The 16,906-nt window shown below is 43.1% G+C and carries 14 protein-coding genes; all 14 read left to right on the top strand.

Annotated features, from left to right (window positions below; all coding sequences use genetic code 11):
• The first annotated feature begins 33 nt into the window (after window positions 1-33).
• The 14 genes from MUF05_02440 to MUF05_02375 all read left to right on the top strand — a co-directional run bounded on the left by MUF05_02440 (window position 34) and on the right by MUF05_02375 (window position 16,905).
• Complete coding sequence (locus MUF05_02440; protein MCU0665939.1) at window positions 34-390, top strand: PilZ domain-containing protein; 357 nt, start codon at window positions 34-36, stop codon at window positions 388-390.
• Window positions 391-421: 31 nt separating this feature from the next.
• A complete protein-coding gene (locus MUF05_02435; protein ID MCU0665938.1) occupies window positions 422-1,717 on the top strand; it encodes a homoserine dehydrogenase in 1,296 nt (431 codons plus the stop codon).
• A gap of 2 nt (window positions 1,718-1,719) precedes the next feature.
• A complete protein-coding gene (gene thrC / locus MUF05_02430; protein MCU0665937.1) occupies window positions 1,720-2,799 on the top strand; it encodes a threonine synthase in 1,080 nt (359 codons plus the stop codon).
• Window positions 2,789-3,433: a phosphopantothenoylcysteine decarboxylase gene (locus tag MUF05_02425; GenBank protein MCU0665936.1), complete on the top strand. Its 645-nt coding sequence runs from the start codon at window positions 2,789-2,791 to the stop codon at window positions 3,431-3,433. Before thrC ends, MUF05_02425 begins: the two co-directional genes overlap by 11 nt.
• On the top strand, window positions 3,426-4,334 hold the full coding sequence (locus MUF05_02420) for a TPM domain-containing protein (protein MCU0665935.1): 909 nt from the start codon (window positions 3,426-3,428) through the stop codon (window positions 4,332-4,334). Before MUF05_02425 ends, MUF05_02420 begins: the two co-directional genes overlap by 8 nt.
• A gap of 57 nt (window positions 4,335-4,391) precedes the next feature.
• The gene (locus MUF05_02415; GenBank protein ID MCU0665934.1) at window positions 4,392-4,949 is read left to right on the top strand and encodes a LemA family protein; all 558 of its coding nucleotides are present in this window, start codon (window positions 4,392-4,394) and stop codon (window positions 4,947-4,949) included.
• Between the two features lie 11 nt (window positions 4,950-4,960).
• On the top strand, window positions 4,961-6,163 hold the full coding sequence (locus MUF05_02410) for a cofactor-independent phosphoglycerate mutase (protein MCU0665933.1): 1,203 nt from the start codon (window positions 4,961-4,963) through the stop codon (window positions 6,161-6,163).
• 117 nt (window positions 6,164-6,280) lie between these two features.
• A complete protein-coding gene (locus MUF05_02405; GenBank protein MCU0665932.1) occupies window positions 6,281-7,504 on the top strand; it encodes an aspartate kinase in 1,224 nt (407 codons plus the stop codon).
• A complete protein-coding gene (cimA, locus tag MUF05_02400; protein MCU0665931.1) occupies window positions 7,501-9,072 on the top strand; it encodes a citramalate synthase in 1,572 nt (523 codons plus the stop codon). Before MUF05_02405 ends, cimA begins: the two co-directional genes overlap by 4 nt.
• Before the next feature lie 8 nt (window positions 9,073-9,080).
• On the top strand, window positions 9,081-11,816 hold the full coding sequence (locus tag MUF05_02395) for a valine--tRNA ligase (GenBank protein ID MCU0665930.1): 2,736 nt from the start codon (window positions 9,081-9,083) through the stop codon (window positions 11,814-11,816).
• Window positions 11,817-11,821: 5 nt separating this feature from the next.
• Complete coding sequence (gene nadC, locus MUF05_02390; protein MCU0665929.1) at window positions 11,822-12,646, top strand: carboxylating nicotinate-nucleotide diphosphorylase; 825 nt, start codon at window positions 11,822-11,824, stop codon at window positions 12,644-12,646.
• A 160-nt stretch (window positions 12,647-12,806) separates the two neighbouring features.
• The gene (uvrB, locus tag MUF05_02385) at window positions 12,807-14,771 is read left to right on the top strand and encodes an excinuclease ABC subunit UvrB (GenBank protein MCU0665928.1); all 1,965 of its coding nucleotides are present in this window, start codon (window positions 12,807-12,809) and stop codon (window positions 14,769-14,771) included.
• The gene (locus MUF05_02380; protein MCU0665927.1) at window positions 14,768-15,505 is read left to right on the top strand and encodes a type III pantothenate kinase; all 738 of its coding nucleotides are present in this window, start codon (window positions 14,768-14,770) and stop codon (window positions 15,503-15,505) included. The genes uvrB and MUF05_02380 overlap by 4 nt, the downstream gene beginning before the upstream one ends.
• Entirely contained in the window at window positions 15,502-16,905 is a 1,404-nt protein-coding gene (locus tag MUF05_02375) for an HD domain-containing protein (GenBank protein MCU0665926.1), read from the top strand. Before MUF05_02380 ends, MUF05_02375 begins: the two co-directional genes overlap by 4 nt.
• Window position 16,906: the final 1 nt, after the last annotated feature.

Genomic DNA, 16,906 nt, shown 5'->3' with positions numbered 1-16,906 from the left:
GTTTAAAAGAGTTTTCTACTAAAGGAGGCTAGGATGGGTTATAGCGGTCCAGAACGGCGCAGAACTCAACGTATAAGCGGCAGATTCATTGTCTCCTACCGCATCCTTGAAGAAAGTGACAATGTAGATATTACCCAAACCAAGAACATAAGTTTAGGCGGGATGCTCTTAACCACAAACCGCCGCCTGGATTTGGGAACAAATTTAGCGGTAGAGATCCGCCTGCCATTTGACCCGCATCCAATTATGCTTATCGGCAAGGTAATAGAATCAAAGGAGATCACCCGAGATTTAATTTACGACACCAGACTGCAATTCTTGGCAGTAGATGAGAGGCATCGCCACATTATTTCACAAACGCTTGATTATTACATAAAAAAAGGCCAATAACAAATTTGCGCTTAGCAAGGAATTAAAGAAAATGGAAAAAATTAATATCGGGTTAATTGGCTTCGGAAATGTTGGATCGGGAGTGGTGAAGATCCTGCGTGAAAGAAAGAGTTTCTTAAGCGAAAAGATAGGCTTAGAGCTAAACATTAAGAAAATCTGCGATAAGGATACTTCGTCAAAACGAAATGTTTCTGTTGATAAAGCCCTCTTGACCCGTGACCCCAAAGATATTATCAATGACCCCCAGATAAATGTGGTAGTAGAGTTAATAGGCGGGATAAACCCGGCAAAAGAAATCATCGCTTCCGCCTTAAGCAGGGGAAAGAATATTGTTACTGCCAACAAAGCCCTTCTTGCTGAGCATGGCAGGGAATTATTTGCCTTAGCCAAAGATAGGGCGAAGAATATCTATTTTGAGGCCTCTGTAGGCGCAGGCATCCCGATCATAAAATCCTTGCGCGAAGGCTTAGTGGCCAATAAATTTAACAGTGTCATGGGAATTGTAAACGGCACTTCAAATTATATCCTTTCAGAGATGTCGCTTAACAACACTGGATTCGCCCAAGCGCTTAAAAGCGCCCAAGATAAGGGATTCGCGGAGAAAAACCCAACCCTGGACATCGAAGGAATGGATTCAGCGCATAAATTAGCACTACTTGCCTACTTATGTTTTGGCAAACTGGTAAATCTGCAGGATATCTTTGTTGAAGGTATCTCAAGAATATCAATAGCTGATGTAAATTACGCCAAACAGCTGGGATTTGAAATAAAACTTCTGGCCATCGCTAAAAAAGATAATAAAGAACTGGAATTGCGCGTGCATCCTACGCTTATCCCCAAGGCCCATCTTTTATCCTCGGTAAATGGCATCTTTAACGCTATCTATGCGGAAAGCGACTTGGCAGGAAATCTATTATTCTACGGCCCCGGGGCAGGACAGCTCTGCGCGGCATCAGGCGTAGTTTCTGACATCGTAGACCTAGCCGCGGACATTAAAGCTGGCTTATTCCGTCCGACCATGAATATTGCTGTTGATAAAAGTATCCAATCTTTACGCAAAATAGAAGAGATCGAAAGCAGGTATTATATCCGTTTCAGCGCCCTGGACAAACCCGGGGTATTAGCGAAAATATCCGGAGTGCTTTCCAGATTCGGCATAAGCATTGCCTCTGTAACCCAGAAGGAGAGACGCAAAGCGCAAGTTGTTCCGATCATGATGATCATACATGAAGCCAAGGAGAAAAATCTGCGCCAGGCATTAGAAGCTATTGACCATCTTGGCGTAATAAAAGAGAAATCTGTCGCCATAAGAATTGAAGAGCTTTAAACATGCTATATGAAGGCCTGATTAAGAAATACCGCCAATATCTTCCGGTTACCCCAAATACCCCGGTTATTACTTTAAACGAAGGAAATACCCCGCTTATTTACGCTTCATACTTAAGCAAGCTGCTCGGAAAAAATACCCGGGTCTATTTAAAATACGAAGGCTTAAACCCAACCGGTTCTTTTAAAGACCGCGGGATGACCATGGCCATATCCAAGGCCTGTGAAGAAAAATCCAAAGCGGTTATCTGCGCCTCAACCGGAAATACTTCCGCATCCGCCGCAGCGTATGCCGCGCGCGCCGGAATTAAATGCATTGTGCTTATCCCCAACAAAGCTATAGCCCTCGGAAAATTAAGCCAGGCGCTTATCCATGGAGCAACTGTACTTGCCGTAAATGGTAATTTTGACCAGGCGCTGGAACTGGTAAAAGAGATTTCCGCTAAATACCCCATAACCCTGGTTAATTCTCTTAATCCTTACCGCATAGAAGGCCAAAAAACCGCCAGCTTTGAAATCTCGGAATCCCTGGGTGAAGCCCCGGATTTTCAGGTAATCCCCGTGGGCAATGCCGGTAATATCACCGCATACTGGAAGGGTTATAAAGAATACTACAATTTAAAAATCAACAAAAAACTTCCCCGGATGCTGGGATTCCAGGCAGAGGGAGCAGCTCCAATAGTAAAAAAACGCCCCGTCAAGAATCCAAAAACAATCGCTACCGCCATTAAAATCGGTAATCCCGCAAGCTGGAAACAGGCTGAAGCTTCTCGCGATGAATCCGGAGGGCTTATTGATATGGTAAGCGACAAAGAGATACTTAACGCTTACAAAATACTTGCCCGATACGAAGGAGTTTTTGCCGAACCAGCCTCTGCCGCAAGCGTAGCCGGCCTTTTAAAACTTAATCAGCAAAAATTCTTCCGCCCAATAACCCATCAACCGGTCGACCAGATAATCAATATTGTCTGTATACTAACAGGGCACGGCCTCAAAGACCCTGACCGGGCGATAAAAACAGTAAAGGCGCCAAAGGTTATCAAGCCTTCGCTTAAATTAATACTAAAAGAAATTGGCTACTAAAGAAATCCTGATTACTACCGGACCGACGTGGGTGGCGCTTGACGCGGTAAGAGTCATTACAAACCGTGCCAGCGGCAAAACCGGGATTATTTTAGCCAAACAATTAATTAAAAAAGGTTTTAAGGTTACATTACTGCTTGGCCCGGTAACCGACAGCCAAATAGAAGTTCCATCCGCGGTTAAGGTAATACGTTTTCAGTTCTTTGAAGAATTAGAAAATACGCTTTTAGGGATGCTTAAAAGGAAAAGATACCACGCGGTAATCCATAGCGCGGCGGTATCTGATTATAAACCGGCGAAAATAACGCCTTTTAAAATACCATCGGGAAAGAAATCTCTTAGCTTAAAACTTTATCCCACAAATAAAATAGTAAACAAGATCAAAAAGATTTCTCCGCAAACCATTTTAACTGCTTTTAAATTTGAGCCCATGATAAAAGACGCCCGGCTTTTAAAAGAGGCAAAAAGCTTGATGCGTAAATCCCAAGCTAATATTGTAATCGCAAATACAACCCGGCATGAAAAATATAGAGCTTTTGTATTGTCAGAAAATAAAATAAGTAAGGCGTTTAGTTCAAAAAAAACACTTAGCCGCGAATTGGCGCGGATCATAGCCCAGAAAATCCATGATTAAGAAATATATCGTTTGCTTTTTTGCCCTGATATCTCCCATTCTTATTTGGGCGCAAGAAATCCCAGAGCCCCAAGGATGGATCAATGATTTTGCCGGGGTTTTAAAAAGTGACTATAAAGAAAAAATTTACCAGACACTTGTAGAATTAGAGCAAAAAACCTCAACTGAAATAGCAGTAGTAACCATAGACAGCATTGCCCCTCTTGATGAAAAAGCATATGCCCGAAAGCTTTTTGATCAATGGAAACCCGGTAAAAAGGGAAAAGATAACGGCGTGCTTGTTCTCTTAGTGGTCAAGGACCGTTTGTGGAGGATCGAAACCGGATACGGGATAGAGGGATTGTTAACTGATGCCAAGTGCGGGGTTATCGGACGCGAATATATGGTACCGTATTTCAAAAACAATAAATACGAGCAGGGGCTTTACTATGGGGCAAAAGCCATCGCGCAAACTATTTATGACAAGCAAGGGATAAAAACAGGCTCGTCTTTTAAGCTAAAATCGCCTAATGAACAAAATATCCCGTTTCTCTTATACCCATTTCTGTTCTTCTTCTTTCTTTTATGGAATATACCCTGGCCGATATTTATTGGATTGCCGTTTACTTTAATTTTTGCCGCTGCGTTATCACAACAATCAGACATTGCGGGTGGGCTTATCATAGCCGGTTATATTGGCGCGACATTGATCCGTTACCATATTTGGCTTAAGATGCCCGCGAAAAATAAAAGAAAATTCATCTGGTTTATCATATTTGGACTGATGGCCTCTGGGAATAAAAGCGCGCCCGGGAAAGGCGGCTCTGAAGGATGGCACGGCGGCGGATATTCCGGAGGTGGTGGCGGAGGAAGTTTTGGCGGCGGAGGCGGCGGAGGCGGCGGAGCCGGAGGTAAATTCTAAACACCCGGCGCTTACTTGTATTGCGAGGGTGTGCCCTTTCTGGGCAAAGGAGGTAATATGCAAAAATTTCTTATAATCGTATTAGCAGTTGCAATATTATGCGCGTTGGGAATTGTTTCGATTTACAATTCAATTATTACCAAAAACGAAAATGTGAAAGCCAAGTGGGCGCAAATTGAAAACCAGCTTCAGAGAAGAAACGATCTTATCCCGAATCTAGTAAACACAGTCAAGGGCTACGCTGTCCACGAGAAAAATCTATTCACGGATATAACCCGCTTAAGGACACAATGGGCGCAATCAACCAATGTTGATGATAAACTAAAAGCTGCCCAGGGCATGGACGCAGCCTTATCGCGGCTTATCGCGGTAGCGGAAAATTATCCCAACCTGAAAGCCAATCAAAATTTTCTTGCCCTTCAGGATGAATTATCCGGGACAGAAAACCGTATCGCGGTTGAAAGAATGCGTTACAATCAGGCAGTTAAAGAGTATAATATTACCGTGCGCACTTTTCCCGGAAATTTGATCGCTAAAAAATTCGGGTATAAACCGGCAACAGAATATTTTAAAGCTGAAGAAAAAGCTAAACTTGTGCCGGAAGTAAAGTTTTAGAGGAGAAAAGAATGAAATATATTGTTATCGTACCCGACGGCATGGCAGATTACCCTATGCCGGAATTAGAAAACAGGACCCCTTTGGAAGCGGCACGCACCCCAAATTTTGATATGATCGCTAAATTCGGGATTTTGGGCAGGGTAAAAACTATTCCCCCAAGCCTAAAACCAGCTTCTGACGTGGCGAATTTGTCTATCCTGGGCTACAACCCGCAAACCTACTACACCGGCAGAGGGCCTTTGGAGGCGGCAAATCTCGGAGTAGAATTAGGGCAAGATGATGTGGCATTTCGCTGCAACCTTGTTACTGCTAATTCAGACACGCTTACTGATTACAGCGCAGGGCACATACGTTCTCAAGAAGCCGCGCAAATAATAAAATTCATAGACAGTAAGCTTGGCAGTGAAAATATTAAATTCTTCCCCGGGGTAAGTTACCGGCATCTGATGCTGGTAAAAAATGCCGCGGGAGAAGACCTGGAAAAAATAGAATGCAAGCCTGCCCATGATATTACGGGGGCAAGTATTTCCAAGAATCTTCCTAAAGGAAAAAACTCTGAACTTTTGATTGATCTAATGCAAAAATCCCGGGAAATATTATCCACGCATGAAATAAATTCCGTGCGTATAGACCTTAAAGAAAACCCGGCGAATATGATCTGGCTGTGGGGGCAAGGGAAAAAACCTAACCTGCCAAGTTTTTATGAAAAATACGGAGTCAAGGGAAGCGTCATATCCGCGGTAGACCTAATTAAAGGTTTAGGAAAAATACTTGGCCTTGAGGTAATAAACGTCCCTGGAGCAACCGGCTACTACGACACTGATTACGAAGCCAAGGCAAGAGCGGCAGTAAGAGCGCTGGAACATAGAGATTTTGTTTTTGTGCACATAGAAGCGCCTGATGAGGCCGGACATAACGGAGATTTGCGCGAGAAAATCACTGCCATTGAACGCTGTGACCAGCTTGTTTTGGGCACAATACTTAAATCTATGGAAAAGAAAAGGAATTTCAGGGTGATGGTCATGCCCGACCACGCCACCCCCATAAGCCTTAAAACTCATGTTTCAGACACGGTATTCTTTGGCATCTTCGGGAAATCAATCATGGGAAAAGGATATTTAAACTACAGTGAACAGCAAGCGCAGAAGGCCGAGCTTTTCTTTGAAAAAGGCCACGAGTTAATGGAATATTTCATCAAGCATAACGATTGAGCGAAGCGAAATCCCGACTTCCGACGCGCTCACTTTGTTCGCGGGGCGAAAAAATTACGCTTTACTTTACGGCATATTTATGATAATAATTACCGTTTACAAGGAGAAGAATCAGAAATGCAGCACAAGTTAATTGTTCAAAAATTCGGCGGTTCTTCCGTAGCGAACGCGGAGAAAATCCAGAATGTCGCCAAAAGAGTTACTGCCTACAAAAAGAATGGCTACAACATCGTAGTTGTGGTTTCCGCCCTTGGGGATACTACCGACCAGCTTATTGAATTAGCAGCCAAAATAAACCGCGAACCTTCGGAAAGGGAAATGGATATGCTTCTTTCCACAGGAGAGCAGATATCAGTGGCGCTTCTTGCTATGGCCATACACAAATTGGGGCACGAAGCAATATCTTTTACCGGTGCCCAAGTAGGCATCATAACCGACAAAAGCCATACCAGAGCGCGCATCATCAAGATAAACGCCGACAGGATACACGAGGAACTTAAAAAAGGCAGGATTGTCATTGTCGCCGGATTCCAAGGGGTATCCATGTCGCAGGATATAACCACTCTTGGAAGAGGCGGCTCGGATTTAACTGCTGTGGCTTTGGCAAAAGAACTTAAAGCCGACGAATGCGAAATCTACACTGATGTGGACGGTATTTATACCACTGACCCGCGCATTGAACCGCAGGCCAAGAAAATAGAAGCAATAACTTATGATGAAATGCTTGAGATGGCCTCGCTAGGGGCACAGGTAATGCAGGCGCGCTCTATTGAAGTAGCCAAGAAATTTGATGTGCCCATACACGTAAGATCTTCTCTCTCTAATAAAACTGGCACCATGATCATACGGGAGGTAAAAAGAATGGAAGATGTACTAGTTTCGGCAGTAACCTTAAATAAAAATGAAGCCAAGATCACTGTCTGCAATGTCCCAGACCGCCCGGGAGTGGCAGCCCAAATATTCACCCAGCTTGCCGAAAACTCAGTAAGCGTGGATATGATCGTGCAAAATGTCAGCCACCTGCGCCAAACAGATATTTCTTTTACTGTAAATAAGGCCGAACTGGGTAAGGCCATACGCATAACCAAAAAAATAGGCAAAGACATTGGCATTGGAGAAATACTGCAAGATGAAGATATCGCCCGCGTTTCAATAGTGGGAGTCGGCATGAAATCGCATCCCGGAGCGGCAGCTTCTATGTTCAGGACTATGGCCAAAGAAAAAATAAATATTGAGATGATCTCAACTTCGGACATAAGTATCTCCTGCATAATCCAAAAGAAATTCGCGGAAACAGCGGTAAAGAAACTGCACGCGGCTTTTAATTTAGGCGCTTTATGAAAAACGTTAAAATCTACGACACAACCCTAAGAGACGGCTCGCAAGGCGAAGGGATATCATACTCTGCGCATGATAAAATCCGCATCACGACTGCGCTTGATAGATTCGGCATTCATTATATCGAGGGCGGATGGCCGGGCTCTAACCCCAAAGACATGGAATTTTTTCTTAGGGCAAAAAGCCTGCGCCTTAAAAGCGCCAAGCTTGTGGCCTTCAGCATGACCAGAAGACAGGGCATCAAGGCCCAAGATGACGCAAGCCTCAAAGCACTTCTTAAGTCCGGCGTAAAATATGTGACCATCGTGGGAAAAACCTGGGATTTGCACATAAAAGATGTGCTGAAGGTTTCTCTTGAAGAAAATATCGCCATGATCAAGGATACAATAAATTTCTTGGTGGAAAATGGCATTATTGTATTTTATGACGCTGAACATTTCTTTGACGCATACCTAAGCAACAAAGACTACGCCCTGAAATGCCTTAAAGTTGCCCAAGAAGCAAAAGCCCAGGCGATCTGCCTTTGCGACACAAATGGCGGAATGCTTCCCAGCCAAATACAGGCAATTGTAAAAGAAGTGCTTGCTTATGCAAAAGTAATGCTTGGCATACATTGCCATAACGATGCGGGAGTTGCCGTTGCCAATTCAATTTGCGCCATAGAGGCAGGCTGCGATCTGGTGCAGGGCACCATCAATGGTATTGGCGAACGCTGCGGCAATGCCGACCTGGTTGCGATTATGGCAAACCTTCAGCTAAAGCTTAAAAACAATTGCGTAGGCGAGAAATTAAAAGAGCTTGTGCACCTATCGCATTTTGTAAATGAAATAAGCAATATGCGCCAGAAAAACGACCAGCCTTATGTCGGTGATTCGGCATTTGCCCATAAAGGCGGAATGCATATTAACGCGGTAATGAAAAACCCAAAGACATATGAACACACCAACCCCGAATCCGTGGGCAACCGCCGCAGGATGCTTGTTTCAGAACTGGGAGGAAAAACCGGAATTATTTTAAGAGCAAAGAACCTTCAACTTGACCTGACTAAAGATAACCCCAAGACTAAAGAAATACTTAAGACCATACAGGAACTTGAACATCAAGGTTACCACTTTGAAGCTGCGGAAGCTTCTTTTGAATTATTAATGCGCAGGGCCTTTAATCAATACAAGAGTTTCTTTGAGCTGGAAGGCTTCAGGGTAGTTATTGAAAAGGTATCTGACAAGAAAATAACCTCCGAAGCTATTATCAAGGTAAAAGTCAAAGGGCAAAAGGAACACACCGCCGCCGAAGGCGACGGCCCGGTCAATGCCCTTGATAACGCCTTAAGAAAAGCCCTTAAAGAATTTTATCCTACTCTATCCAAGATGCACCTTTCGGATTTTAAGGTGCGCGTTTTAGATGAAAAGTCCGGTACTGCCGCCAAGGTGCGCGTTTTAATCCAGTCACAGGATGAAAAGGATACCTGGAATACTATTGGAGTATCCGAAAACATCATTGAAGCCAGCTGGCAGGCGCTCTTAGACAGCGTGGAATACAAACTGCTTAAAGACCATCCCAAGAAGTCTTGATAATAAAAATGCAAAAAGAGCTTAAATCCCAATACAATCCTCAATCTGCCGAAGATAAATGGTATAAACTTTGGGAAGAAAATAAATATTTTAGCGCTAAAACAAATAAAGACAAAAAGCCCTACGCCATCGTTATCCCGCCGCCTAATGTCACCGGCATCTTACACATGGGCCATGCGCTTAACAACACCATCCAAGACATCCTTATCCGCTACCACCGCATGAAAGGCTTTGAGGCGCTTTGGATGCCCGGCATAGACCACGCAGGGATTGCCACCCAAAACGTAGTAGAAAAATCTATTGCCAAAGAAGGCCTGAAAAGGCAAGACCTGGGAAGAGATGAATTTATAAAAAGAGTCTGGAAATGGAAAGAAGAATACGGGTCAACTATTATAAAACAGCTAAAGAAACTAGGCGCTTCCTGTGATTGGGACCGCCTGCGTTTCACTATGGACGCGCAATATTCAGAAACCGTTATTGATGTATTCGTGCGCCTATATGAAAAAGGGCTTATTTATCGGGGCAGCTACATCATCAACTGGTGTCCGCGCTGTCAAACCGCTCTTGCAGATGAAGAAGCGCCGCACCAAAATATAAATGGGCATCTCTACTACATAAAATATCCTCTTAAGGAAGATAATAAACAGTTTGTAATTGTAGCGACAACCCGCCCTGAAACAATGCTGGGGGATACCGCAGTTGCCGTAAATCCCAAAGATAAACGCTACAAGAAATTAGTCGGAAAAACTTTAATCCTGCCGCTTGTGAATCGGGAAATAAAAGTTATCGCGGATAGCATGGTTGATCCTAAATTCGGTACCGGCGCGGTAAAAGTAACTCCTGCCCATGATCCTAATGATTACGCCACAGGAAAAAAGCACGGTCTTGAATTTATCAATGTTATGCACCCTGATGCCCGAATGAATGAGAACGCCGGAAAATACAGCAATCTCGACCGTTTTCAGGCGCGCAAGATGATAATTGATGACCTGACAAATCTAGAATTAATAGAGAAAATAGATGACTATGAAGTTTCCGCCGGACATTGTTACCGCTGCCATACCATTATTGAACCATATCTTTCCAAACAATGGTTTGTGAAAACAAAGCCCTTGGCAAAGCCGGCGATTGAAGCGGTAAAAAAAGGAAAAATAAAATTTCATCCTCATCGCTGGACAAAAGTTTATTTGAACTGGATGGAAAACATTCAGGACTGGTGTATCTCCAGACAAATATGGTGGGGGCATCGCCTGCCTGTATACTATTGCAAAAATTGTCAGCTATCAGCCGTCAGCTATCAGCCGTCAGCTAAAAACGAAAAGCTGAAAGCTGAAAGCCGAAAGCTGAAAACTGAAAAAGGAATTATTGTATCTAAAATTAAACCTGAAAGATGCCCGGATTGCGCTGGTACAGATATTTATCAAGATGAGGATGTTTTAGACACCTGGTTTTCAAGCTGGCTGTGGCCGTTCGCCACGTTCGGATGGCCGAACCAGCTGAAAGCTGAAAGCCGAAAGCTGAAGACTGATTTAGATTATTTTTATCCTACCTCGGTTTTAGTCACCGCGCCAGAAATAATCTTTTTCTGGGTAGCCAGAATGATCATGGCAGGTTTTGAGTTTATGCAAGATATCCCGTTTAAAGACGTCTATATCCACGGCACAGTAAGGGACATTGAAGGCAAGAAAATGTCCAAATCTCTGGGCAACATCATTGACCCCTTGGAGATAATCGGGGAATACGGCACCGACGCGCTTCGCTTTAGCCTTATTTCTATTACCGCGCAAGGCCAAGACGTATTCTTGTCCAAGGAACGTTTTGAGCAGGGCAGAAATTTTGCCAACAAGATCTGGAATGCCTCGCGTTTTATCCTGATCAATCTTAACGAAGAAAATACCAAACACGACCTCTGCGCATTTTTCAAGAAAGAACACCTGGAACTGATTGACCGCTGGATATTAAGCCGTCTTTACATAACCATTACCGAAACCGAGAAAGCGCTAAATAAATTTAAGTTTAACGAAGCCGCCAATCTTTTATACAGCTTTTTCTGGCATGAATTCTGCGACTGGTATCTGGAAGCAATAAAACCCGAAATCAAAGACCCCCAGCATCAGCTTGTCATGTATAAGGTCTTAGAGAAATTCCTGCGCGCGCTTCATCCTTTTATGCCGTTTATAAGCGAAGAACTCTATAGCATCTTGGGCGAGAAGGAAAGCATTATGAATTCTTCGTATCCGCATATACAAAAAGATATCATTGACCACAAACAAGAAAGAAAAATGCAGCTTGTCTTTGAAATTATTACCCAAATCCGCAACTTAAGAAGCCAGATCAATATCCGGCCGGATCAGAAAGTAAAAGCAGGCGTATTCGCGCATTCACAAAATAACACAAAACTTATCATGGAGAACACAGGATTAATAAAATATTTAAGCCGCTCCGAAGAAATTGAAATATTGGGATCAAAAGAAAAACCCTCCGGCACAATAAGTGCCATTGCCGAAGATGTGGATATATACCTGTATTTTGCCGGGCTTTTAGACGTAGAGAAGGAGAAACTGCGTATCAAAGAAAAGCAGGAGCAGCTTATTAAATCAAAACAAGGAAAAGAATCCCGCCTTGGCAATAAAGACTTCCTTAAGAACGCCCCAGCTGATATAATAGAAAAGGAAACAGAAGGCCTCTCAAAGATCGCAAGCGAACTAGACAGGCTTGACAAAATGTACCGCGACCTCAAATAAAGCTTATGGAATTACAGGATTTCATCACAATCGCCTTAAAAGAGGATATCGGAGAGAAGGATATCACCTCCGAAATATTCTTAAGCGACAGGCAGAATTGCGAGGCAGCAATCATTGCCAAACAGCCTCAAGTTATCTGCGGCATATCAGTGGCCTGTGAAGTCTTCCGCAATTACGACCCGGACATTAACTTTAAAATTATGACTAAAGATTCGCATACTGTAACAAAAGGCGCGGTATTGGCTAAGATACACGGAAAAGCAAGAAACATCTTAGCCGCAGAGCGCGTGGCATTAAATCTATTAAGCCACTTGTCCGGCATAGCCACTAAAACCAGAGAGTTTGTAAAAGCCATAAAACCCTATAAGACGAGGATCATTGACACCCGCAAAACCATTCCGGGGTTACGCATCTTACAAAAATACGCGGTCAGGACCGGCGGCGGCTATAACCACCGCATGCAAATGGATGAGATGATCCTGGTAAAAGATAACCACCTGAAGATAATCGGAGGGTATGATAAATTAAATCTTAAGAATTCCGGGTTAAGGACCAAGGGATATAAGATAGAGATGGAAGTGGAAAGCCTTGAGGACTTCAAAAAAGCGCTAAAGCTTTGGCCTGACATAATCATGCTTGATAATATGAGTATCCCCGATATAAAAAAAGCGGTGCGCTTACGAAAAGGCGATAAGCCTAAATTAGAGGCGTCCGGCGGAATAACTTTAAAGAACGTAAAAGAGTTCGCCGCCACAGGCGTAGATTTCATCTCCATAGGCGAGCTGACCCATTCAGTCAAAGCTACAGATATAAGTTTGGAAATAGTCTGATAAATAACCTTTAGAATAACCAAATACCAAATTTCAATTACCAAATAAATTCCAATAATCAATAACCAATCACCAAAAATATTTGATTATTGGAAAATTGGTCATTGATTATTATTTGGTTATTGAGGACTTGGTTATTGGTAATTAATTATATATAAGAATGTCTAATTTTAAATTAGTTTCTAAATTTAAGCCTGAAGGCGACCAGCCGCGGGCAATAAAACAATTAACCCAGTCCATACTTGCCAAAAATCCGCATCAAACCCTCTTGGGCGTCACCGGCTCAGGAAAAACTTTTACCCTGGCTAATGTAATAGAAAAAATAAAGCTTCCCACGCTTGTTATTTCGCATAATAAAACCCTTGCCGCGCAATTATATTCGGAATTTAAAGAATTTTTCCCGGAAAACGCGGTAGAATACTTCGTAAGTTATTATGATTATTACCAGCCCGAAGCCTATATCCCCTCAACTGATACCTATATAGAAAAGGATTCATCCATAAACGAGCGCTTAGACCGCCTAAGGCTTTCGGCTACTACATCGCTTATGTCGCGAGCTGATGTAATTGTGGTTGCCTCGGTATCCTGCATATACAACTTAGGCTCGCCCAAGCAATACAAAGATTCGCTGGTATTTATTCAAAAAAGCGAGCTTCTTGACCGCGAAGAGCTGCTGAAAAAGCTTATTCATATCCAATATGAAAGAAATGACTACGAGTTCGTGCGCGGCAAGATCCGTGTCAGAGGTGATTGCGTGGAAATATTTCCATCATATAAAGAAACCGCCTTGCGCATCCAGCTTAACGAGAATAAAGTAGAGCTTTTAAGCGAAATAAACCCTGTTTCCGCAGAAACCCTGAACATCTTGGATAAAACCGCTATTTATCCGGCAAAGCATTTCGTGGTTTCTGAAGATGTAATCACCCCGGCATTATCCTCAATCGAAAAAGAGCTGGAAACGCAATTAAATGTTTTACGCAAGAAAAACAAACTGCTTGAAGCACAAAGGCTGGAATCGCGCACCAAATACGATATAGAGATGATAAAAGAGGTCGGCTACTGCCACGGAATTGAAAATTATTCCCGGCATTTCTCAGGAAGAGAAACCGGAGAGAGGCCAGACACTTTGATTGATTATTTTCCAGAAGATTTTCTAACTATTATTGATGAATCCCATGTAACTATCCCACAATTAAACGGCATGTACGAAGCAGACCGCTCAAGGAAAACAACCCTGGTGGAATATGGGTTCCGGCTTCCCTCATGCCTGGACAACCGCCCATTGAAATTCCCGGAATTCAACAAAACCATTAAGCAGGCCATTTATGTGTCTGCCACCCCAGCAGAGTATGAAATCAAGAAAAGCAGCAGCAAAGTCATAGAACAAATCATCCGTCCCACGGGATTATTGGACCCGGTAATAATTATAAAGCCCACCCAGGGACAGGTTGATGACCTGATAAAGCAGGTAAGCTCAAGGGCAAAAAGCAAAGAACGCACCCTGGTTACTACTCTTACCAAACGTATGTCCGAAGATTTAACTAATTATTTACAAGAAGCCGGCTTAAGAGTAAAATACCTACATTCCGATATAGAAACTATTGAACGCTCACAAATCTTAAGGCAGCTGCGGCTGAGGGAATTTGACTGCCTTGTAGGCATTAATCTTTTAAGAGAGGGGCTGGATCTTCCGGAAGTCTCCCTTGTGGCAATTTTAGACGCGGATAAAGAAGGTTTCTTGCGCTCTGCCACGTCTCTTATCCAAACCGCAGGCCGTGCCGCCAGAAACATTAACGGCACGGTGATCATGTACGCGGATACTAAGACCGCCTCCATGAAAAAAGCTATTAGCGAAAGCGACAGGCGGCGCAAGATACAGCTAGAATTTAATCAAAAGAATAAGATCGCGCCGCGTTCAGTAGTAAAAGAAATAAAAGAAGGGATAGACCGGCTTGCCCGATGCGAAGAATTTGTCCGTAACCTAACCGGAGAAGAAAAAGACGCCTACGATATGCGTAAATATATATCCACCCTGGAATACGAAATGGAACTTGCCGCGCGCAACCTTGAATTTGAAAAAGCAGCCGCCATCCGCGATAAAATACGCGAATTTAGGAAAATATGACCAAGGCCCTTGCCATTAATATCGGAAACACTAATACCTCGTTTGGCCTATTTAATGATAAAACACTTATAAAGAATTTCAGCGCCCCAACTTCAGGATACAAAAAAGGCCTAATTGCAGGCCTGTTCAAGAAAAAACCGGATCAGGTAATTATAGCAAGCGTAGTCCCGCGGGCGAAAGCCAAACTGAAAAAGCTTCTAAAAAATCTGTATACGGGAAAAATCTTTATCGTAGGAGAAAACATCTGCGTCCCGATTAAGAATAAATATCAAACCCCTGATAAACTTGGCAGCGACCGCCTAGTAAACGCCTTTGCTGCCTCAAGGCTTTACAAGGCGCCTCTTGTGGTAGTTGATTTCGGTACCGCCATAACCTTTAATGTGGTTTCAAAACAAAAAGAATTCTTAGGTGGAATGATCTTCCCGGGGATTAATGCCTCTTTATCCAGCTTAAAGCAATCTACGGCACTACTTCCACAAATAAAACTATCACACCCAAAGAAGCTTATTGGCAGAAACACAAAAGAATGCATTAAAAGTGGGGTCATTTATGGAATCGCCGGTTTAACCGATAGGCTTATTGAAAAAATAGAGGAAACGCTGAAACAAAAATTAACTGTCATCGCAACCGGAGGGCAAAGCAGACTTATAAAGCCATATTCCAAAAAGGTACAATACCTTGATGCAAACCTTAATCTAAAGGGCTTACGCTTGATCCTAGGAGATAAACTATGAAGAGTTGGCGTTTATTGTTCGCAAGTTTCAGGTTTAAAGTAGCGCTATTTATTATTACATCGCTTTTGCTAGTGACAGCCTTAAGCGATATACTTATCTACAGGTTTGCCATAAACTCCCAATTTCAACAGATCCGCCAGAGGCTAAAGATCATCGCCCAGACTGTATCCCTTCTAATTGATGCTGATGCAGTAACCCAAGTACCTCTCTCAAAAGACGGGATCAATTCACCCGCCTACAAGAGTATCTCGGAAAAATTACAGGCAATTAAGAAAGCAAGCCCTTCCTTGAAATATATATACATAGTCTCCCAAACTGATACGCCAGGAATAGTTCAATTTGTCGTTGACCCAGATATAATCCTTAAAGAAAAGGGCAGGATCACTGCTACTTCTTACCCGGGAGACAAATATGATACATCTGTCTTTCCAGAGATGACCCGCGGTTTCTATGAGCCATCGGCAGATAAAAAATTCGGCAAAGACCAGTGGGGCATCTTCTTATCCGGATACGCACCAATACGAAACAAGGACGGGAAATCTGTCGCTCTCTTAGGAGTTGATATGACAGCGGAAGATATTTATATCACCCAACGCCATATGAAAATGCGGGCGATATTGGTATTTATATTCGGCACGGCAATTTCACTTATTTTCGGGCTTTTTATTACCGGGACAATCGCCAAACGCATTGAAAAGATAGTAACCGGCACAAGGCGCATTGCCAAGAACGATTTCAATTACCGACTAAACACATCCGGAAATGATGAAATCGCGGAATTAGCGCAATCTTTTAATAAGATGAGCGAGGACCTGTCGGAATCGCGCGAAAGAATGCACCATTATTTCTACCGCGTGGTCCAATCGCTGGTAAGGCTTTTGGAGGCGCGCGATCCTTACACTTTGGGGCATTCTGAACGCGTTGCCGGATACGCATACGAGATTGCCGTAACTTTGAAACTACCTAAACCAAAAATCGACCTGGTGCGCAAAGCTGCGGAATTGCATGATATCGGAAAGCTGGCTGTTCCTGAAAGCATATTAAACAAAGTTGGCCCCTTATCTGAAGCCGAGTGGGAAATAATTAAAAAACACCCGTCGCTGGGAGAAGAAATATTAAAACCGGTATTCTTGGAGGATGAATTTATATCTATTATCCGCTCACATCACGAACGTTATGACGGAAAAGGCTACCCCGACAAGCTCAAAAAAGACGACATTAAACTTTTGTCACAAATAATATCGGTTGCCGATGCCTATGACGCAATGACCTCGCAGCGTGCCTATAAGAAAATATTAAGCCAAAAAGAAGCAATATTGGAATTAAAAAAGAACATCGGATCGCAATTTAAGGAAGAAGTGGTTATGGCGCTTGTTAGCTATTTAGAGGAAACAAAATAAT

The organism is Candidatus Omnitrophota bacterium, from assembly GCA_025453395.1.
Lineage (GTDB): Bacteria > Omnitrophota > Gorgyraeia > Gygaellales > Profunditerraquicolaceae > JAlOQK01.
Note: the sequence above shows the minus strand (reverse complement) of the source record. Positions and strands in the feature narration are given on the sequence as shown.